Here is a 21417-nt window from a genome sequence, read left to right as displayed (position 1 = left end):
AACGCCCCTAAGTCAAGCGCGCTCTCCAATTTTCACTCGGCTTAATAGTTACAATATTTTAAACCCTTGATTCGCATTACTAAATTAAAAACTCTGTGTATCTCAGTGGCTCTTTGTGAATTCCAGTATAACAATCCCATCTTTTTCACAAACTTTAACACTAAAAAATAAACTTAAATACTTAAATTTGCACGACCTCAAAAAAGGGTTCAGATTATGCAAAATAAACTCGCCAAAATTCTTTTTTCAACACGACTTACCGGTATTTTATTTCTAGTGTTTGCAGCAGCTATGGCAACTGGTACGTTTTTGGATGCAGGACAAGACACATCGCCAACTCCGTACACCAGAAATTTAATTTATAACTCTTGGTGGTTTGTAGCCATTATGGTGTTTTTTGTTATTAATTTTACCGGAAATATCTTCAGGTTTCGGTTGTATAAAAAAGAAAAATGGGCAACATTGATATTGCACTTAGCTTTTATATTTATATTATTAGGAGCCTTTATTACCAGATACATCAGTTTTGAAGGTATGATGGGCATTCGGGAAGGCGCTACCGAAAATACATTTTTATCAAGTGATACGTATATAACTACCTATATTGACGGTAATTATGTTATTGATGGCGTTCCACAGCGCTTATCTTTGGAACGAAAAGTAGATTTTTCACATCGTTTGGATAATGATTTTAAGATTGAAACCAAATATAATGAACAGCCCGTAACCATTGAGTTGGAAAAATTCATTAAAGGGGCGGAAGAAGATATTATTCCGAATGAAAATGGTCAAGCATATTTAAAACTGGTTGAAGCCGATGGTAATGGACCACATAACCATTTTTTAAAGGTAGGAGAAGTGCAAAGCATCCATAACACGTTGATTGCACTGAATAAACCTACCGATGGCGCCATCAACATCACATACAAAAACGATTCACTTACCATAAAATCACCGTTTGAGGGCGAATACATGACTATGGCTACCATGGCGCAAGGCAAATTGGTAAAGGACAGTTTGCAGCCCTTGATATTGCGCTCGCGTTACGTTATTGGTAACATGCAATTGGTGTTTCCAAAACCTATTGTAAAAGGGGTGATCGCTATTGTTCAAAAATCCAAAATTTTAAGGAGTGATGACGATGGCGTGGTGCTAAAAGTAACAACCAAAGATGAAACCCAACGCGTTGGTTTGTTAGGTGGAAGAGGAATGAACAATGCGTTTACACAAATTAAAGTCGGTGGTTTGGATTTCGCTTTTAAATACGGGTCCAAAATAATGGAACTGCCTTTTGCCATAAAATTAAACGATTTTGAAGCAGAACGCTATCCGGGCACCGAAAATGGCTATTCAGCTTATTCCAGTCAAGTAACCGTTATAGATGATAAGGAGGGTAGTTTCGACTATAAAATTTTCATGAACAATATTTTGGACCATGGCGGGTATCGCTTTTTCCAATCGAGTTTCAACCCCGATGAAAAAGGCACCATACTATCTGTAAACCACGATTATTGGGGGTCTTTGATTACCTATATTGGGTATTTTTTACTGTATTTTGGAATGATGGCCATTTTATTTGTAAAAGGCTCCCGCTTTGGCTATTTAAAAGTGATGTTGGATAAAGTAAAAGCTAAAAAAGGAAAATTACTGTCGGTAGTGTTGTTGTGTTTTGGATTGTATTCCTTTGGGCAAACACATTCTGGTGATAACGGCCATAACCACTCAAAACCTACCAAAGCGCAAATAGATTCTGTTTTAAAAGCAAACATCACACCAAAGGAACATGCCGATATTTTTGGGCGTTTGGTGATCCAAGATTTAAGTGGGCGCATGATGCCCATTAATACCTATGCATCCGAAATGCTTCGTAAGTTAAGTAAAAACGATACTTATGAAGAGTTTGACGCCAACCAAGTGTATTTGTCCATTCAAGAAAGCCCGATGCTTTGGTATAATGTGCCGGTTATTTATTTGGCCATGAAAAAGGCAGATTCCATTCGACATATTATAGGTGTGGATGAAAGTGAAAATTACGTGTCCCTTGCCGATTTTTTCACTGAACGAGGCGAATATAAATTAACACCATATTTAGATGACGCCTATAAAACATCAACTCCAAACGGATTTCAAAAGGAATTTAAGGAAGCGGACCAGCGTGTCAATTTATTGTACAATGCGGTGGAAGGCATGTCGTTAAAAATATTCCCCGTGCCAAATGACGATAACAATAAATGGATTTCCGCATACGACTATAAACAAGGAAATTATAAAATTGAAGATTCACTCTATCAAAATTTTATAACAAATGGGTTTAAAATGTATTTATACACCTTGAATACCGCAAAACAAAGTGGGGATTTTTCGGAGGCTGAAAAACTATTGGCAGCTTTCAAAAAAACGCAACATCAAATAGGGGCGTCGGTAATGCTTTCAGATCAAAAAATTGACACCGAAGTTTTATATAACAAATACGATATTTTTAAAAAGCTGTTCAGTTGGTATTTATATGCAGGCAGTTTATTGTTTGTTTTATTGATTGTCCAAATTTTCAAAGATAAAAGTAAAGTTCTAAATGTTTCAATAACCGTTTTTAAATTCATCATTCTAGGATTATTTATAGTGCACACTTTAGGGTTGATAACACGTTGGTACATTTCTGGCCATGCACCATGGAGCGATGCTTACGAATCTATGATTTATGTGGCTTGGGCAACCATGTTTTTTGGCTTGGCTTTTGGAAGAAAAAGTGATTTAACCATTGCTTCTACAGCCTTTGTAACCGCTATGTTGCTCATGATAGCCCATTGGAACTGGATGGATCCTGCCATTGCCAACCTGCAACCGGTTTTAAATAGTTATTGGTTGATGATACACGTGGCGGTTATTGTGGCAAGTTACGGTCCGTTTACCTTAGGGATGATTCTTGGGGTGGTATCCTTGTTATTGATGGTTTTCACCACGGAAAAGAACAAACTTAAAATGGATTTGAACATCCAGGAAATTACCATAATAAACGAAATGGCGTTAACCGTAGGGTTGGTGATGCTGACCATAGGAAACTTTTTGGGCGGTATGTGGGCAAACGAAAGCTGGGGGCGTTATTGGGGATGGGACCCAAAGGAAACTTGGGCGCTTATCAGCATCATGGTGTATGCGTTTGTGATCCATGCACGATTGATTCCCGGACTTCGTGGACGTTGGTTTTTCAATTTAATGTCTGTTGTAGCATTTTCCAGTATTATATTTACTTATTTTGGGGTTAATTTTTACTTGTCAGGATTGCATTCCTACCAAAGCGGTCAGCAAATAGCGAGTTTTAATACGATTGCCATTGCTGTAGGCGTTGTTATTTTATTAGGCTTTTTTGCTTACAGAGGTTACGCAAAGTTTTATAAGAAGTAAGTTTTGATTATGGCAAAAACAGGTCGGGATAAAAACACAAGAAACAAGGCGAAGCATTCTAAGTTAATGGCTCAAAAGAAGAACAAGAAAAAAGAAGGAGAGCAACTTAGAAAAGACCGATTGAAAGCCATTATCCAAAAAGCAAAACAAGATAAAGAGCTATAATTGCTTACTATTTAAAGGCTTGTCAAAAATTCATTAACCTCAACTATTCCCGCAGGGATCTTAAATAATTCCTCCCCTTTTTTCAAAGGGATAGCTTGTGCCGATTTCTCGGTATGCCGATAGGTGGAGGGGTTTACAGTAGTAGTTATTTGATTATATGGAATATTTTTTTGATGTACACAACTAAAAATAATTTCGATGAAATCGAAGTAAGAGGGTTCTATATGATGTATAAACTCATTTAAAGTTTTCCCATATCCGAAACTTATGTTTTCAAAACCTGACATCTCTTTTTCATAAAATAAGTACCGTTTTTTGTTTTTTTTACAAGGTGTTCGTAATGTTTCTATTTATAACTCGACCAACAAGAATAATTCTTACTAACAAGATAATTCTTTAAAACCATTATTATGAAAACCTTCTATCTGTTATTCGTCGTTTTAATTTATTTTCAATCGTGTTCCAGTTCTGATAATCCAATGGATAAAGATATGACGCAAATGGAAGAAGACATGCCGCCCAATAATACTTCCACATTTCAAGGTGATTTTGTATCAAGTGCACATCCAACCTCTGGAAAAGTTTCTACAAATGAAGCAAAAACCACGCTTTCATTCACAAATTTTAAAACAGATAATGGCCCTGTTTTAGAAGTTTATTTAGCCACCAATACATCGGCTTCAACCTATATTTCCTTAGGCCTTTTAAAAGGGCTTAACGGTAATTATGAATACACGTTGCCCGCAAATGTTGACTTTACAGTTTACAACCATGTTATTATTTGGTGTGTTGAATTTAAGGTAAATTTTGGATATGCGGTTTTAAAATAATGCTTTAATTTTATTAAAAGGAATCTCCTTAAAATCCTTAACCACTAAATCTGCTTTACTATAATCTTGGTTTTTGGAGTGAAAACTATCAAAACCAATGCAAAATACCCCAGCAGCTTTGGCGGCTTCAATACCATTGGTAGAATCTTCAATAACCATACATTCCCCAGCTTTAAAACCGGAGGCTTTAACGGCTTCAATAAATATTTCTGGGTGCGGTTTTGATAGTTTTAAATCGGCACCACTCAATTTTGCCTTAAAATAAGGGTTCAAATCAAAACGATTAAAAATACGCTCAATACTGGGCATGGTGGCAGACGACCCTAAAACCAAAGTCAATCCGTTGTTATGGTAATCTTTTATAACATCCAACACCCCTTCAATTAAATCAAAATTTTGATCGTTATTAAAAATAATATCAAAATGTTTTCTTTTTAAAGAGACTAAATATTCAGGTGTTTCCTTTAAATCAAAAATAGAACAGATTTGTTTGCAAACATTAATGGTCGATTTTCCAGTAAAAGTTTCGTAAAGTCCATCACTTACTTTTACATTTACATCGTTAAACATATTGTGGTAAGCGTAGTGGTGCAGAGGTTCACTTTCAATAATGACCCCATCCATGTCGAAAATAACAGCTTTAAGCATTTAAGTTTTTTTGCTAAGGTATAAGAATAATTAGTAATTTAATAGTTTTGAAAATTCCAATAGAAAAAGAAACCAGATAGCTATCGAGATTGAAAATTAATGAAATTATAAAATAGTTATTGGGTTACTAAGTACTTCGTTATTTACTCGAAACGTCCAATAAACCTATAAACTAATAAACAAATAACCATACGGACTAACACAAAAAAGCATGATGACAAAAGGACGTTTAGAAGCATTTACCGATGGTGTATTGGCCATTATTATCACCATTATGGTTTTAGAGTTAAAAGTGCCACATGAAGGCCAGTTTGAAGATTTAAAACCTTTAATTCCCGTATTTGGAAGTTATGTGTTGAGCTTTGTTTATATAGCTATTTATTGGAACAACCACCACCACATGTTCCAAACCGTTAAGCATGTTTCGGGCAATATATTATGGGCCAATATAAACTTGCTGTTTTGGCTCTCATTAATACCCTTTGTGTCCGGTTGGATGGGTGAGAACCATTTCTCGACAGCCACCGTGTTTTTGTACGGTGTTATATTATTGGCAGCCGCCATAGCCTACTTTGTGCTTCAAAATTTAATTATAAAAAGTCATGGTAAAGACTCTATTTTAGCGAAGGCTTTGGGGAAAGATTTAAAAGGTAAAGTATCCCCTATATTGTATGTTATTGGAATCATCGGCGCTTTTTTTAGCGTTTGGATTTCGGGAACTATGTTCGTTTTAGTGGCCGTTATATGGCTGATTCCAGATTCGAGAATTGAGAAAACCCTTAAAAAGGAATATAACCAATAAAGGAAGAACCCATCAAAACAACTTCAAATTTCCACTCTAAAAACAAGCATAAATCTGGTTATGATTTTGATGTATTGTGCAAAGCATTACCAAAATTAACAGCATTTGTCTTTGAGGACCCGCACCATACAAAAACCATAGATTTCGCAGATCCTAAGGCTGTTAAAGCTTTAAATACAGCCTTAATGTTTGCATATTATGATATAAAATACTGGGAATTCCCTAACTCCAATTTATGCCCCCCAATTCCAGGACGGGTTGATTATATCCATCATTTATCCGATTTATTAGAAACCTCAAATATCAAAAAAAACAGATCGGTTTTAGATATTGGTACGGGAGCAAGTGGCGTTTATCCTTTGTTGGGTGTTTCAGAGTACCATTGGAATTTTGTTGGAACGGATATTGATAACAATTCTTTGCATTTTGCCCAAGAAAACATTGATAAAAACGGACTGGACAAATCCATCACATTAAGGTATCAAAAAGATGGCACCAAAATTTTAACGGGTGTATTAAATGAAGCCGATAGGTTTTGTGCATCCATGTGTAATCCGCCGTTTTATAAATCGGAACAAGAGGCTTTGGAGGCTACTACCAAAAAATTAAAAGGATTAAATAAGGAAACTGATACTTTTATTAGAAATTTTGCAGGAACCCAACATGAATTGTGGTATCAAGGTGGTGAAAAAGCATTTATCCATAATTATTTGTACGAGAGTTCATTACATAAAAAACAATGTTTTTGGTTTACATCATTGGTTTCAAAAAAAGATTTGGTTAAGGGGATGCTTGATTCTTTAAAGAAATTAGGTGCTACCGAAATAAAAACCATTCATCTTGGACATGGCAATAAAATATCAAGAGTTGTGGCGTGGACATTTTTATCGAAACAGGAACAAGAAGAATGGGTTTAATAATAGTGAAAACAATAGTTATATAAACGTTTTTGAAATTCGAAAATCTTTGTGAAACTTTATTTTTAAAACTTTGAGAACCTTTGTGCAAAAGCTATTTCACAAAATTCCACAAAGAAGGCACAAAAATCACAAAGCAAGAAATTTTGTAAATGAATTACCTATTTTATAAATGACATAAAAACACACAAAAAAAGCCGCCTCAATTCTTGAGACAGCTTCTTCTATTTGTGATTTTACTTTATAAATTAATTTAAAACTTCTTGTCCCAATAACTGTGGCCCTGCAGCAACTAAAGCTTTTCCTTCTTCAGTATCACAATATTGCTCAAAGTTTTTGATGTAAAGAGCAGCTAATTTTTTAGCTTTCACTTCCCATTCAGCAACATCTTTATACGTATTTCTAGGATCTAAAATATTAGAGACTTTAGGCAGCGCTTTTGGAGCTGTTAAGTTTAAGAAAGGCATATCAACAGTTTCGGCATTATCAATAGAACCATCTAAAATAGCATCAATAATGGCACGCGTATCTTTTAGGGATATTCTTTTTCCTGTTCCGTTCCAACCGGTGTTTACTAAATATGCTTTTGCGTTGTGCTCTTTCATTTTAGCAACTAATGTAGAAGAATACATGGTGGGTCTTAATGTTAAAAACGCTTCGCCAAAAGCTGGAGAGAATGAAGGTAATGGCTCGGTAATTCCTCTTTCTGTTCCTGCTAATTTAGATGTAAATCCGCATAAAAAATGGTATTGTGCTTGATCTTCATCCAATATTGAAACTGGAGGCAATACACCAAACGCATCCGCAGATAAATAAATAATTTTACTTGCATGCCCCGCTTTTGAAGGCAATACAATTTTATTGATGTTGTAAATTGGATATGAAACTCTGGAGTTTTCAGTGATTGTATGGTTGTAGTAGTCTACGACTCCATACTCATCTACAACAACGTTTTCTAATAAAGCATCTCTTTTAATAGCTCTCCAGATGTCTGGTTCATTTTTTTCGCTTAAGTCAATAACTTTTGCATAACAACCACCTTCAAAATTAAATACCCCATTATCATCCCAACCGTGCTCATCATCACCAATTAAATAACGTTTTGGATCGGCAGAAAGCGTCGTTTTACCAGTTCCTGATAAGCCAAAGAAAACCGCAACATCACCTTTTTCTCCCACGTTGGCAGAACAGTGCATAGCAGCCATCCCTTTTAATGGTAAGTAGTAGTTCATCATGGAGAACATGCCTTTTTTCATTTCACCACCGTACCAAGTACCACCAATAAGTTGAATTTTTTCAGTTAAATTGAAAACCACAAAGTTTTCAGAATTTAATCCATGTTCTTTCCAGTTAGGGTTTACTGTTTTAGAACCATTCATGACGACAAAATCTGGCTCACCAAAATTTTCCAACTCGTAAATGGATGGTCTAATAAACATATTGGTTACAAAGTGTGCTTGCCATGCAACTTCCATTACAAAACGTACTTTTAAGCGAGTATCTTCATTTGTCCCACAAAAAGCATCTACCACATATAATTTTGGAGACGTTGAAAGTTGTTCTAAAACCAACCCTTTTAAATCTAAATAAACTTCATTTGAAGTTGGCATATTTACACTATTCCAATCAATAGTGTCTTTAGTAATATCATCTTTTACTATATATCTATCTTTAGGAGAGCGTCCTGTAAAAACGCCTGTCTTAACGGCAACAGCACCTGTATCAGTATCTGCTCCTTTTTCAAAACCTTTTCTAGCATAAGATAATTCTGCATCGTACAATTCTTGATAAGAAGGATTGTAAACCACTTCGTGGTATCCTGTAATTCCTAAATCGTGTAACTCCTGAATAACTTTAATATTTTTCATCGTTATAGTTTTTAATTATTTATTAGTAATCTATTATTTAATTTTCTTTAGTGAATTCTTCACTATTAGCTTCGTGTGATTAGGACATTTATGAGTAAAAACCAACTATTCACTAAAACGGTTTTATTAGTTAAAATCGCTTTTTATCAACATTTTAATCAAACTAAGTAAAATGATCTTTTTGTAAAATCGTTTTCCTTTTTTTTTCTGTTTTTCAGTAAAACCATTATGTATATTTGCAAATACATGATGCTTTAAATGGCGAACAGCAGTTTCAAAACTTGTTAATTGGTTTGGATACACTATCTTTTAAAGTACAGGATACATAAGCGCCTAAAACAATTATGATGTAAATTTATAGTAGAATGCAACTATTAATTATGACGAAAGTCATGCTTTGGATGAACTTGGAATTTTTAGGAAATTTTGATTGTTTAGTGTTTTTTTATAAGGAAAGTGTTTACGAAAACGTGAGAGTATTGTTAAGTGTTTAATATTTAAGCGTTTATTTGAATAATATGAAAAATAATGTAATTTGATTAAGGGATGAAATTAGATATTTTGGCCATTGGGGCACATCCTGATGATGTGGAATTGGGTTGCGGCGCTACCTTGGCAAAAGAAGTGGCAAACGGAAAAAAAGTAGGCATTATAGATTTAACCCGTGGCGAATTAGGAACCCGGGGTACTGCCGAAACCAGAGATTTGGAATCTAAGGAAGCCACTAAAATACTTGGAGTTTCCGTAAGGGATAATATGGAGTTTGCTGATGGGTTTTTTGTGAATGACAAATACCATCAATTAGAGCTTGTTAAAATGATTCGTAAGTACAGACCTGAGATTATTATTTGTAACGCCATTGATGATAGGCATATAGACCATGGAAAAGCCAGCAAATTGGTTAGTGATGCTTGTTTTTTAAGTGGGTTGATTAAAATTGATACAAAAGATAGCAATAGTGATGCATGGCAAGAACCATGGCGACCCAAACAGGTATACCACTATATCCAATGGAAAAATTTAGAGCCGGATTTGGTGGTAGATGTTTCCGGGTTTATGGAACTTAAAATGAAAGCGGTGTTAGCCTATAAAACACAATTTTATGATGAAAACAGCAAAGAGCCAGAAACCCCTATATCAAGCAAAAATTTTACCGATAGTATTGAATATAGAGCAAGGGATTTAGGGCGTTTAGTAGGTGTAGCGTATGCTGAAGGCTTTACGGTTGAACGTTATGTGGTGGTTGATAGCTTGTTTAATATTAAATAGTTAGATAGCGTTTTTAAATTATTTCAAAAACAAAATTAAAATATTGAAAAAAGTCTTTGTAGAAAAGATGGAAATCAATTACATTTGCACTCGCATTTGTAATGCGTGCTACATGGTGGTTGTAGCTCATCCCGATAGCTATCGGGAGGTTAGAGCAAAACCAAAGAAGTTTTTAGCTTCTTAAATCATACATGGTGGTTGTAGCTCAGTTGGTTAGAGCATTGGTTTGTGGTACCAAGGGTCGCCGGTTCGAGCCCGGTCTTCCACCCAAAAATAAGCTTCTCTTAAACGGGAAGCTTTTTTTGTTATTGTGAGCACTTTTAATTTATAGTGGAGCTTTTGGATGGAGTCAAAAAGTATATTACCTTATGAAAACTTTGCTTTAAAATTTGCTTAAAATAGCTTGTTTTTTAATCAGTTCTTTGTTGTGGTGCGTTATTTACTCAGGCAGAAGCTGGATTCACTTGAATTTGTCCTCCGATTGCTTTCAATACTTTCATTATTGTCGCAAATTGCGGTTTGGCTCCATCGGATAATGCTTTATATAAACTCGGTCTGCTCAATCCAGTTTCTTCTGCAATTTTTGTCATTCCTATAGCTTTCGCGATATGTCCGATGGCATTGATTACATCTGTATTATTTCCTTCTTCCAAAACCGTATTAAGGTATTCCGCAATCATTTCTTTATTGTCCAAATAATCCGCTATGTCAAATCTTGAAGTTCCCATTTTTAATTATTTAATTTTTTCCAAATTTCTTTTGCTTTCACAATGTCCTTTTGTTGAGTTGATTTATTTCCGCCAATCAAAAGAACAATTATTTTTCCGTCCTTTTCCTTGAAATAAACTCTGTAACCTTTTGCAAAATTTATTCGTATTTCCCGAATTCCGTCGCCAACAGTTTTACAATCGCCAAAATGTTCATCTGTTTCTAATTTTTGAATTCTAAATAAAATTTTCGCCCTTGCCTTAAAGTCTTTTAACTTTTTTAGCCATTTGTCAAATTCAGTTGTTTTCTCAATAAAGAACATACATGTTGTATCTACTTGGATACAAATTTAAGAATAATTTTTGGATTATTTAGTTTAAAATTCAGTTTTCCACAGAGTAAGTTTAATACACCTCAACGTTTCTCGTATATAATCTGTGGCGTGTTTGGGTGCGAGGATTTTCCGAAGGAAAATCAGAAGCTAGCAAACGGGCAACTAACATTGGTTAATCTAAAAATAGTAATTTTTTATACACGGCTTACCTACTGCTTTTAATTCAGTTCTATCTTTATTTTTTTATTCTCAATATCAATTTCAATCCATTCCGCTTGAAATTTTAAATCATGAATGCAGTCAGTCAAATCCATTCCTTTAGCGTATTTACTCAAAGCTTTTTGTCCGAAATTAATAATCGCTTTAAATTCCGTCTGTCCAGTTCTTCCAATCCACGCTTTAGTTTCTATTTTTCGTTTATTATTTACGTGCTTTTTAGTTAGCTGTTTTTCATTCGGTAACCACGAAATTCCGTCGCACCAAAATCCTTTTAATACAGGGTCAGTCGATTTTTTCAATTCATGACAAATTCGGTATTCTAATCGAGTACAGAATTCCTCATTAAATGGCGTTTCGATATTTTGTTCCGCGTTTGTCATTTCAGCTTGCAGGTAACTTATTTATATACGTATTCTTATTAAGCATTCTATCCTTTTTTGGAAGCCTATACGGAAGTTTCAATCCACTTTAATCCGCTCATCTCTATTTGCCAATTCCCAAGCGGTATGGAAAATTAAGCGTGCACGGGTTTCCAAAAGGTCGTATTGTATCTTATCTGGTGTGTCCGATGGTTTATGGTAATCGGCGTGCGATCCGTTAAAATAGAAAATAACGGGAACATTGTTTTTGGCAAAACTGTAGTGATCAGAACGGTAGTAGAATCTATTAGGGTCGTTGTCATCATTATACGTATAATCAAATTCCATATTGAAATACTTTTTGTTGACGGCTTCTGAGACCTCATGAAGTTGTTTGCTTAATTTGTCTGAGCCAATTAAATATAAATAGTTGCGCTGGTTTTCATGTTTGGGGTCCACACGCCCAATCATATCGATGTTTAAATCTGCTACCGTGTTTTTTAAAGGAAACACAGGATCGACCTCTGTATAATAACGCGAACCGAACAAGCCAATTTCTTCACCTGTAACATGCAAAAACAAGATGGTTCGTTTTGGTCTGTTTCCTTTATCGGCAGCGGCTTTAAAGGCTTTTGCTATTTCCAGAATAGCCACGGTGCCAGAGCCGTCGTCATCGGCGCCATTGTTAATATCGCCATTTTTAGAAATTCCTATATGGTCTAAATGTGCCGAAATAACAATAACCTCGTCGGGTTTCTCGCTTCCTTTTATATACGCCAACACATTTTCAGAATCTTTTATGTCGCCTTTAAAATAGGATGCTGGAATTTCTTGAAAATAATCACCTTCAGCAATGGGTGACTCAATTCCTAAAGAGATATAATGGTTTTTAATGAATTCAACAGCTTTTTTTTGTCCCGGCTCTCCGGTTTTTCTGCCTTCAAATTCATCTGAAGCATAAGTGTAGAGTGATTCTTTTAAATTTTCTGCTGTAATAATAGAGGCATAATCTTCTGGATTGGCATCTGGTTTAGGCATGTTTTTATTTTGAGAGGTGCAACATCCTAATGTAAAAACGGAGGCACACAATAACAGGGCTATTTTTTTCATTTTCTAAATCATTTATTTAATTGCGATATTACAAAAATCAACTAATTAAAACAATTTTCGGGTTATTTTAACGAACTCATTTAAAGTTTTTGGATTGAGGCGAAAATTAATCATTTTGTGACTAGTTGAAGGCTTTTTTTAGTTGCATAGCATCGCTACGTAACTAAAAAAAGGTAAAAAATGGGTGCAAAAGGATAATTTTTTAGCCAATTGAAAAACTTTAAATGAGTTCAACAAGTGAAAACACATACTTTTATTTTCAGATTATTTTACCACTAATGAACGAAAAATAAAGTTCATTCAAAACCCACTATTTTATCAAGGTGCGACCCACCCCCTGGCCCCTCCCAAGAGGGGAACGTTGCGCATGTTATGTAGTACTGAAATTTATGTTAAGGGATCAATTCAAAACAGTTTACGAAAGATTCTAAAAACTTGAAACATAAATTAGAGTTCTTCCCCTCCTTGGAGGGGCTAGGGGTGGGTTTTTACACATTCAATTCATATCATAATTTCTACTAAAGCTCACTTTTTTTACATGGCACGACCCACCCCCTGGCCCCTCCCAAGAGGGGAATGTTACTTATGGTATTCAGTAGTCTTTTTTTTTGTTTTTGGAATTTTCTTTTTTTGTAATTTATTTCGTTTGCCTGTTATTTTAACAATAGGTTTTCAGTATCTACCGCTACCCGATGTTCTTGATTGGCTATTTGCCATGCAGTAGCAAAAATCAGTTTGGTGCGTTTTTCCAATAATTTATATTCTATTTTGTCCGGAGTGTCCGATGGTTGGTGGTAATCGGCATGTTCACCATTAAAATAGAATATCACAGGGATGCCATTTGAGGCAAAGTTATAATGGTCGGATCTGGTATAGTAGTTGTTTTTTTCTCTTTCCGCATTATACCTATAATCTAAATGGATGTTAAAAAAACTGTTATTTATTCTTTCAGATATATAATGAAGTTCTTTGCTCAACCGGTCCGATCCTATTAAATACAGATAGTTTTTGTTGTTTGCATGCTTCTCATCAACTCTTCCAATCATATCTATATTAAGATCTGTAATGGTGTTCTTTAAAGGAAATACGGGATACAAAGTATAAAATTCGGAGCCTTTTTTCCCTAATTCCTCGCCCGTAAGGTGTAGAAATAGAATGCTTCTTTTTGGGCCATGGCCTTCTTTCTTAGCGCTATTAAATGCCTGTGCTATTTCCATCATGGCAGCGGTTCCAGAGCCATTATCATCTGCACCGCAATTTATTTGTCCGTCAGCATTAATCCCCAAATGGTCTAAATGGGCAGATATAATCAAAATTTCATCTGGCTTTTCGCTGCCTTTAATATAAGCGAGTACATTTTCAGAGGCTTTAATACCATTCGAAAAAAAACTTTTTGGAATGGTTTGGTAATAGTTTGTACCACCAAAAGGAGATGGAATGCGTTCGTTTTCATAATAGGATTTCAAAAATTCCGCAGCCTTTTTCTGCCCTTTTTCACCCACTTTTCTGCCTTCAAAATCTGGTGACGAAAATTTATATAAAAGGGTACTTAATTCTTCTGAAGTAATGGTATTGGCATAATTAACAATTAATGTGCTGTCTGCCAACTGGATACCGTCTTTTATGTTTTGGATTCTTGTAGTGTATTTTGGTGACGAACACGTACCTAATAGCGACAATATTGAGAGGATGCAAAAGGATTTCATGTATGTTTAACAATTTATTCCAGATGTAACTTGCAATTAAACATTCCTTAAGTTGAGGAAAATATTTTATATGCCTGTTTCATTTTATGGTTAGTTGTACAAACATACAAAAAAAGAAGAAATTGCTTACTGTTTAATTTGAATATCTTCTAATTCAGAATTTTGAGTTTCCAAATTTTCAGTTTCAGGGGCATCCATATCAATATTTTCAATTTCCAAACCTTCTAACTCTTCAATGGCTTCTTCTTCAAATTGATCTTCTTTTGCATCTAGCACTTCAGTACTTGCCACTTCAATTTCAGTAAAAAAAGCTTTGTAAGTGCTTATCGCCAAAGCGGAAATTGTTAAAAAAAATGTGAATTGGATAATCTTTTTTACTTCTCCTGTTTTTTTGGATAAATAAAATGCCATTAAAGTAAAAATAAGCGCCGCAATACCGGGGAAAATAGCCAAATTTGAAATAGGCAGAACAGCCAGCAGCAAAGTAAGTGCAGCAAATATAACGGCTAAAATGGTGCATGTTTTTATCATCTTGATCCTTTTAATTTTTTAAACCTGAAGCCGATTTAATTTTTATTTCGCCATTGCCCACGGGTATTTTGAATTTACCATAAACCAAAACCTTGTTTTCATCAGCGGTTAGCCATATAAAATTGCTGTTGGTTCCTTGCAAAGCCTTGGTATCGCTAGAGCCTACTGCTAATTTATAACATTCTTTTTTGCCAATGGCAGTCGTTAAAGTTTCTTTCCCTAAATAGGTAATCAGCCCCTTTATTTCCTCTCTATCAAATAAAATTACAAAGGTTTTACGGGTACCAACAGACATGTTTTTATAATCAAGGGTACGCATATAATAAATGGTAGACACAATGTCCTTGGTTCCCGAGTTTATGGTAAGATTTTTTTCTTCAACATTGTTATTCTTTTTCTTCTGAACAGATTTTACCGTATTGGTTTTAGGATTGAAAGTGTATTTCTCATTTTTAAAGTAACTTCCTTCGTTAACATCTCGATTGTATAAATAAGGAGTCATGTTTGTTGGATTTACATAACTTTCATACAAGTCTCTAATTTTAAAGAAGTTGTCCCATTTACTATAAGTGGCTGCTGTACATTTTAGCCTTAAGAGTGTCGCTTTTGAAGTTTTAACTTCAGTGGCTTCCATCGTTATTTGGGCAATATCCGTAAGAACGCCCGACATATTGTACGATGCGGCATAAGTTAGTTTTTCGCCCGCAGCAATGGCATTATTTTGTGCATGGATATCAGTAGAAACTAGGAGAAGAAAAAAAACAATAAAGGATATTCGCATCATATAAATATAGGTATAAGTTCTTAACGTGGGCATTTGCATTTATTGTGCCGAAAATACAATGCTTTAAAATAGTATGCTAATTTTTATTTGTTTAAAATCGCCTCTTTTGGTAGCTGATAATTGTCATAGTTTTTTTTTCAAACCAATTTTATATTTACTTGTCAAACATTTTGTTTTACTAAGGAACCCATGTCATTTTTTAGCCAATAAAAAAGTTTAAGTGCGTTGAAGATGAATGGCTATAGTATTATCACTAAAATACTGATTACAGATTTAATGAAAATAAAATTTTAATCGATGAAAAAGATATTATTGCCAACGGATTTCTCTAAAAATTCCATTAATGCCATCAATTATGCTATGGAATTGTTTAGAAATGAAACATGTGATTTTTATATACTCAATGTGCAAAAAGCATCTTCATTTATTTCAGACGATATGATGGTTGTAAATTCTTCCGCAACTATTTATAATACCATTGTAGATGCAGCAAAAAAATCCATTTCTAACATCATTGCGAAAATCGCCAAGAAGTATAATAACGAGAAGCATTATTTTGAATCTATTGTGGACTATGATAATTTCATCGATTCCATAAATCAAGTTTCAGAAAAACAGCAAATCGATCTAATCATTATGGGCACCAAAGGTGCTTCGGGGTTGGCTAAAGTGCTTTTTGGAAGCAATACCATAAAAGTGATTCAACGCGGTAATGTACCTGTTTTGGCAATACCAGATGATTGTACTTTTACTAATATTGATAAGATAGCTTTTACTACTAGTTTTGAATATTTATATAAAATAGAGGATTTGCGGCAATTAAAACAGATGCTGTTATTGAATAAAAGTCAGCTTTATATTCTGCATGCCATTAATGATGACGATTTTGCAGAAGAAATAAGCAAGGATATTGATTTTTTTAGGTTGAATTTTAAAGATCCAAAATTTGAATATTTGCATGTAGACGAAAAAAAGAGCGTTTGCGAAACTATTTTGGAATATTCAAAACGCCATGATGTTAAAATGATTGCCATGGCCATAAACAAACATACGTTTTTTCAACGTTTATTTAACAGGCACACTTTTGAAGATATTGCATGTACTAGTGATATTCCGTTTTTGGTAATGAAAAACAGTGAGGAATAATTTTAAAAAACCCCCTGCTAGCGCTCGTTTGAAATGAGTGCCCGTCAACTTAGGAAAGCACTCGTTGCAAACGAGCGCTAGCGGGGGAAATTTGTCGTGCACCCAACGAGCGCTACGGGGATATACTGTCATTCAATCATTTTATCTATGGGATTCCTGCCTGCGCAGGAATTTGTTAGTTATTCAACATTACAGGCATTACCAACATGGTCACTTGTTCGCCATCGTCCAATCCGTCAATAGGCGTTAAGATACCGGCTCTGTTGGGCATGCTCATTTCTAACTGGACATCATCAGAATTAAGATTGTTCAACATCTCCGTTAAAAAACGGGAGTTAAAACCAATTTGCATATCGTCACCTTGGTAGTCGCAGGTTAAACGTTCTTCGGCTTTGTTGCTGTAATCAATATCCTCTGCGGAAATATTAAGTTCGGCACCTGCAATTTTTAAACGTATTTGATGGGTGGTTTTGTTGGAGAAAATACTAACACGACGCACCGAGTTTAAAAATTGTGTTCTGTCAATAACCAATTTATTTGGGTTTTCTTTAGGGATAACCGCTTCGTAATTTGGGTATTTGCCATCAATCAAACGACAGATTAATTCCGAGTTTTCAAAAGTGAATTTCGCATTCGAATCGTTATATTCAATGGTTACTTCATTTTCGCTATCAGTTAATATCCCTTTCAATAAATTCAAAGGTTTTTTAGGCATGATGAATTCCGCTACTTGGTTTGCTTTTACATCTTCACGCGTGTATTTCACCAATTTATGGGCATCGGTGGCCACAAACGTTAGACCTTCTGTTGAAAACTGAAAGAACACGCCACTCATCACCGGGCGCAAATCGTCATTTCCTGCAGCAAAAATAGTTTTGCTTATCGCGGTTGCCAATACATCGCCAACCACTACGGTTTTACTTGGATTTTCCAAGGACACTGCTTTCGGGAATTCCTTAGCGTCTGCATAAGCCAAGGCATATTTACCATAGTTGGAGCTGATTTCAACGGTATTGTTATCTTCAATAATAAAGGTCAAGGGTTGCTCTGGGAAGGTTTTTAAAGTTTCTAAAAGCAAGCGTGCAGGAATGGCAACACTTCCCTTGCTTTCGCTTTCAACTTCTAATGAAGACGCCATGGTGGTTTCTAAATCGCTGGCAGAAACTGTTAAAGTGGAATGATCCAATTCAAATAAAAAATTATCTAAAATAGGTAAGGTGTTCGAGCTATTGATAACGCCACCTAAAACCTGTAATTGTTTTAATAAATAGGTACTTGATACTATAAATTTCATCTGTTATTTTTATTTTTTTTTATTGGTCATCCCGATAGCTATCGGGACTGTTCGCTATTAATCATTTCGTTGTTTGAAAGAAAATTTAGTGAAGGATGTTTCATTTAATATCTTTTAAATTATACTACTTACAAATATATTCCATACAGACTGAAATTGGAAACAAACTTATTAACATTCATTCCTACGAAAGTAGTAATCTTCACAAAGGATTTTGCGTATTAATGGGCGTATTTTTTTCTTCTTAAAAAATTGAAAATAACTCCAAAAGCCCCTAAAATCAGTAATGGAAACAGAATATTTATCAATTGCCACTTGGTTTTTTCGTCAGCGATCTTTTCCTGGTTTAAAAAAGCCACATCTATTTCCTTTGAACGAATGTTTATAAGTCCGTCATCATCCAAAAGGTAATTAACGGCATTCAGCAAAAATTCTTTATTTCCATAGGTTTGTCCGGTCCATCGGTCAAAACCCAGTTCTTGCGGCACGTTTTTATAAACATCATTTTTTATAACGTCGCCATCGGCAATGACAACCATTTTTGTTGGAACGCTTTTGGCTTCATTATTTTTCAGTTGAATCGGTTTTACACGATTGGCATACACCGAAGTAAATTCACCTTCCAACAAAACCGCTAAATTCTGGTTGCCTTTGTTAAAAGTGGCAGGGTCCAATTCTTGGGTTACCACTTCCAGACTTATTTCCCGTGGGGTGCCTTCAAGCTTTGTTAACGGGGCACTTTCAAGTAAAATGGTTTTTTTTATGCTGTTTTTAAGGGTGTCAATTTGGTTGGCAAAATCGAACTTTACCAAATTTAAATTATTTACTATGGGATGGCTACTATTTGCAGATGCTAAAGGCGAATACGGCCAGCGCAAATGCTGAAATTGCGATTCACTGCCTTCGCCCATAGCCAAAGTAATGGGTGCCGAGTAAAGCGTACTGACAATTACCGGATTGATACGCACGCCATATTTAAAAAAGAAATCGGTTAAATTTAGTTCTCTGGTCACGGCAAAATTACTGCCAGTGGCATTGTATAAGCTGTCTTTTTCCATAGCTACGGCATCAATAAGCCATAAACTTTTGCCCCCGTTCATGGTATATTGATCGAGTACCTGTTTTTCTTCTTCGGTAAAGGCTTCGGTGGGTTTTGCGGAAATAATTAAATCGAAAGTATCTAATTGTTTTAAAGTTCTTTCTGGGTTTTTAGTAACACTATCTAAAGTGAAAGGTGCTATTTTGTAATATTCTGATAAAATTTTTCTAAAACTTTCAGTATATCTTCCTTTTAATTCACCATTTCCTATTAGAAAAGCTATTTTTTTATGCTTAGGTTTGGTCAATTTGCTAAATCCGTCGGCAAAGGCATATTCTAAATGTTGCACAGAATTGGTTACCAATTCTTGTTGTGAGGCGCCAATTTTATTTTTTACCAACGGAATAATCACGGTTTGGTCATTAAAACTGGCCAGTGCCCAAGGAAAAATAATGGCTTGTGATGCTTTTCCGCTTTCTTGAACGCTCAATTGCATGGGGGTCAAGCCTCTGTCGGTTAACTGTTGTATGTTCCGTTCGCGTGTAGCATCATCTTCCAGTGGATTTATAAAATTGAAAAAAATGTTGCTGTTTTTAGATGAAAACTCTTCAAGCAATTGTTTGGTTTCATTTTGAAGACGTCTAAATTCCGCAGGAAAATCATCTCCACTTAAAAATACATCTACAATAATGGGTGCTTCTACATCCTTAATAACATTAATGGCAGATGCGCTTAAAGTATAGCGTTTGTCCTCGGTTAAATCGAAACGTTTAAATACAAAACTGCTTATGTAATTAATGCCCACTAAGGCCACTAATAGGATTATTATATGTTTACTGTTTTTTTTCAAACTTCGTTTCCAATTGATATTGTTTGGTACTCAACACTTTATTGTTTTTAAATTCCAATTCCAAGCATTCTTGCGTAAGGTTAAAGGCACCGGGTTTGTACCCTAAGTTATAATTCCATTTTTCGGGTGAATTGGCTTTTATGCTGTCGTCCCACCCATACCATTCACTGGGGCCCAAAATAGCTTGGACTTCGCTTTTTGTTTTGCCCATAAATAGTTCTTGATTGGTTATTTCATGGCTCATTTCATAACGCAATGCAGGTTTTTCTGTCCAAGCTTCGGCATCAAAATGTTTTTCATGGTGGTAACTGCTAAAAATGTTTATAAGCGGATAAAATATATAAAAATAAACAAGAGGCGTTAAGGCCAAACTGATTAAAAAACTGAGCCATTTACGCTTGTCTATGGTATTGGTAAATGCCCAAACCAAAAGGAAAACGACTATTAAAAAAACAACAAATAGTGGAGTTAAAATCATTTCATTTCTTTGTTAATATTGAGTTTTGTGAGCATTAAAAAGAACAGGGTAATGCTCAAAAAATAGATGATATCCCGTGTGTCCAACACCCCGCGGCTCATACTTTTATAGTGGGTGTTCATGCCTAATTGTTCCATAAAATTACTGGAGGTAACATCTGCCATACTTTCAAAACCAATATAAAACACCAAACATATAAATACGGATGCTATAAACGCCACAATTTGATTATCGGAAAGGGTAGAGGCAAATACGCCAATGGCTGTATAGGCAGCAATTAAAAATAACAGTCCGAAATACGAACCCAACGTACTGCCAATATCTAAATTACCCACAGGATTTCCTAATTGGTACACCGTGTAAACATACAGTAAGGTAGGCACTAAGGCGATTAGTATCAAAACAAACGCGCCAAAATATTTACCTAAAACAATGTTGATGTGCGTTATAGGTTTCGTAAGCAACAATTCTAAAGTGCCTTGTTTTTTTTCATCGGAAAAACTGCGCATGGTTACCGTGGGAATCAGGAAAATCAATATCCAAGGCGCCAATAAAAAGAACGCCGATAGATCGGCAAATCCGTAATCCAAAATATTGCTATCCCCTTTAAACAACCATAAAAACAACCCGTTAAGCAACAAGAAAATGGCAATGACCAAATACCCGATGGGCGATGCAAAAAACGAGTTTATTTCTTTTTTAAGTATGGCGTACATTTTTTGTTTTGAAAGTTTATGAGGTTATTTGAAAGTTTATGCGTTTAAAAGTTTATTAGTTTATGTGTTTGGCAAAAATATTATTATTTTAGTAATCATTGTTAAAAGTTTACAGTCGCAGTTTGCAGTCTCAGTATTCATCATTCGTTAATCAAAATTCGTTACTCGTTAATCAAAATTCGTTACTCGTTAATCAAAATTCGTTACTCGTTAATCAAAATTCGTTACTCGTTAATCAAAAT

At 35.0% G+C, this 21417-nt stretch carries 20 protein-coding genes and 1 tRNA gene; 8 read left to right on the top strand and 13 right to left on the bottom strand.

Annotation, left to right across the window (positions count from 1 at the left end):
• The first annotated feature begins 216 nt into the window (after window positions 1–216).
• The 3 genes from ccsA to ACU1LP_RS16970 all read left to right on the top strand — a co-directional run bounded on the left by ccsA (window position 217) and on the right by ACU1LP_RS16970 (window position 4397).
• Window positions 217–3402, top strand: a complete 3186-nt coding sequence (ccsA, locus tag ACU1LP_RS16980; RefSeq protein ID WP_445736862.1) for a cytochrome c biogenesis protein CcsA — start codon at window positions 217–219, stop codon at window positions 3400–3402.
• Window positions 3403–3411: 9 nt separating this feature from the next.
• Window positions 3412–3567 (top strand): hypothetical protein, encoded by a 156-nt coding sequence (locus ACU1LP_RS16975; RefSeq protein ID WP_445736861.1) that lies wholly within the window; start codon window positions 3412–3414, stop codon window positions 3565–3567.
• A 410-nt stretch (window positions 3568–3977) separates the two neighbouring features.
• A complete protein-coding gene (locus tag ACU1LP_RS16970) occupies window positions 3978–4397 on the top strand; it encodes a DM13 domain-containing protein (RefSeq protein WP_445731381.1) in 420 nt (139 codons plus the stop codon).
• On the opposite strand, the gene ACU1LP_RS16965 is transcribed toward ACU1LP_RS16970, so the two are convergent.
• Entirely contained in the window at window positions 4389–5045 is a 657-nt protein-coding gene (locus ACU1LP_RS16965; protein ID WP_445731382.1) for an HAD family hydrolase, read from the bottom strand. The genes ACU1LP_RS16970 and ACU1LP_RS16965 overlap by 9 nt on opposite strands.
• A 211-nt stretch (window positions 5046–5256) precedes the next feature.
• Here ACU1LP_RS16965 and ACU1LP_RS16960 point away from each other — a divergent pair, with 211 nt between their 5' ends.
• Complete coding sequence (locus tag ACU1LP_RS16960; RefSeq protein ID WP_445736860.1) at window positions 5257–5847, top strand: TMEM175 family protein; 591 nt, start codon at window positions 5257–5259, stop codon at window positions 5845–5847.
• Window positions 5844–6764: a 23S rRNA (adenine(1618)-N(6))-methyltransferase RlmF gene (gene rlmF, locus ACU1LP_RS16955; protein ID WP_445736863.1), complete on the top strand. Its 921-nt coding sequence runs from the start codon at window positions 5844–5846 to the stop codon at window positions 6762–6764. The genes ACU1LP_RS16960 and rlmF overlap by 4 nt, the downstream gene beginning before the upstream one ends.
• A gap of 248 nt (window positions 6765–7012) precedes the next feature.
• On the opposite strand, the gene pckA is transcribed toward rlmF, so the two are convergent.
• Window positions 7013–8632 (bottom strand): phosphoenolpyruvate carboxykinase (ATP), encoded by a 1620-nt coding sequence (gene pckA, locus ACU1LP_RS16950; protein ID WP_445731383.1) that lies wholly within the window; start codon window positions 8630–8632, stop codon window positions 7013–7015.
• A 546-nt stretch (window positions 8633–9178) separates the two neighbouring features.
• On the opposite strand from pckA, the gene bshB1 reads away from it, so the two are divergent.
• Entirely contained in the window at window positions 9179–9901 is a 723-nt protein-coding gene (gene bshB1 / locus ACU1LP_RS16945; RefSeq protein WP_445734439.1) for a bacillithiol biosynthesis deacetylase BshB1, read from the top strand.
• Window positions 9902–10094: 193 nt separating this feature from the next.
• Window positions 10095–10170, top strand: a tRNA-His gene (locus ACU1LP_RS16940).
• A 174-nt stretch (window positions 10171–10344) separates the two neighbouring features.
• Here the strand turns inward: ACU1LP_RS16940 and ACU1LP_RS16935 are convergent.
• The 7 genes from ACU1LP_RS16935 to ACU1LP_RS16905 all read right to left on the bottom strand — a co-directional run bounded on the left by ACU1LP_RS16935 (window position 10345) and on the right by ACU1LP_RS16905 (window position 15685).
• Window positions 10345–10629, bottom strand: coding sequence for an addiction module antidote protein (locus tag ACU1LP_RS16935; protein WP_445731385.1), 285 nt, complete (start codon window positions 10627–10629; stop codon window positions 10345–10347).
• A gap of 2 nt (window positions 10630–10631) precedes the next feature.
• Window positions 10632–10931 (bottom strand): type II toxin-antitoxin system RelE/ParE family toxin, encoded by a 300-nt coding sequence (locus ACU1LP_RS16930; protein ID WP_445734438.1) that lies wholly within the window; start codon window positions 10929–10931, stop codon window positions 10632–10634.
• A gap of 230 nt (window positions 10932–11161) precedes the next feature.
• Complete coding sequence (locus ACU1LP_RS16925) at window positions 11162–11542, bottom strand: hypothetical protein (RefSeq protein WP_445734437.1); 381 nt, start codon at window positions 11540–11542, stop codon at window positions 11162–11164.
• A gap of 78 nt (window positions 11543–11620) precedes the next feature.
• Window positions 11621–12631 (bottom strand): M28 family metallopeptidase, encoded by a 1011-nt coding sequence (locus ACU1LP_RS16920; protein ID WP_445734436.1) that lies wholly within the window; start codon window positions 12629–12631, stop codon window positions 11621–11623.
• Between the two features lie 653 nt (window positions 12632–13284).
• Window positions 13285–14337 (bottom strand): M28 family peptidase, encoded by a 1053-nt coding sequence (locus ACU1LP_RS16915; protein ID WP_445734435.1) that lies wholly within the window; start codon window positions 14335–14337, stop codon window positions 13285–13287.
• A gap of 126 nt (window positions 14338–14463) precedes the next feature.
• The gene (locus ACU1LP_RS16910) at window positions 14464–14868 is read right to left on the bottom strand and encodes an FUSC family protein (RefSeq protein ID WP_445734434.1); all 405 of its coding nucleotides are present in this window, start codon (window positions 14866–14868) and stop codon (window positions 14464–14466) included.
• A gap of 10 nt (window positions 14869–14878) precedes the next feature.
• Window positions 14879–15685 (bottom strand): DUF3108 domain-containing protein, encoded by an 807-nt coding sequence (locus tag ACU1LP_RS16905; protein WP_445736859.1) that lies wholly within the window; start codon window positions 15683–15685, stop codon window positions 14879–14881.
• Between the two features lie 264 nt (window positions 15686–15949).
• On the opposite strand from ACU1LP_RS16905, the gene ACU1LP_RS16900 reads away from it, so the two are divergent.
• Window positions 15950–16798 carry a universal stress protein gene (locus tag ACU1LP_RS16900; protein WP_445736858.1) on the top strand — a complete coding sequence of 283 codons (849 nt, stop codon included), beginning with the start codon at window positions 15950–15952 and terminating at the stop codon, window positions 16796–16798.
• A gap of 175 nt (window positions 16799–16973) precedes the next feature.
• Here the strand turns inward: ACU1LP_RS16900 and dnaN are convergent, their stop codons facing one another.
• From dnaN to gldF, 4 genes are all read right to left on the bottom strand, one after another.
• Window positions 16974–18092 carry a DNA polymerase III subunit beta gene (gene dnaN, locus ACU1LP_RS16895; RefSeq protein ID WP_445736857.1) on the bottom strand — a complete coding sequence of 373 codons (1119 nt, stop codon included), beginning with the start codon at window positions 18090–18092 and terminating at the stop codon, window positions 16974–16976.
• Between the two features lie 221 nt (window positions 18093–18313).
• On the bottom strand, window positions 18314–19981 hold the full coding sequence (gene gldG / locus ACU1LP_RS16890; protein WP_445736856.1) for a gliding motility-associated ABC transporter substrate-binding protein GldG: 1668 nt from the start codon (window positions 19979–19981) through the stop codon (window positions 18314–18316).
• Window positions 19965–20459, bottom strand: a complete 495-nt coding sequence (locus tag ACU1LP_RS16885; RefSeq protein ID WP_445736855.1) for a hypothetical protein — start codon at window positions 20457–20459, stop codon at window positions 19965–19967. The genes gldG and ACU1LP_RS16885 overlap by 17 nt, the downstream gene beginning before the upstream one ends.
• Entirely contained in the window at window positions 20456–21175 is a 720-nt protein-coding gene (gene gldF / locus ACU1LP_RS16880; protein WP_445736854.1) for a gliding motility-associated ABC transporter permease subunit GldF, read from the bottom strand. Before gldF ends, ACU1LP_RS16885 begins: the two co-directional genes overlap by 4 nt.
• Between the last annotated feature and the right edge of the window lie 242 nt (window positions 21176–21417).

It is taken from the genome of Mariniflexile sp., assembly GCF_052728615.1.
Note: the sequence above shows the minus strand (reverse complement) of the source record. Positions and strands in the feature narration are given on the sequence as shown.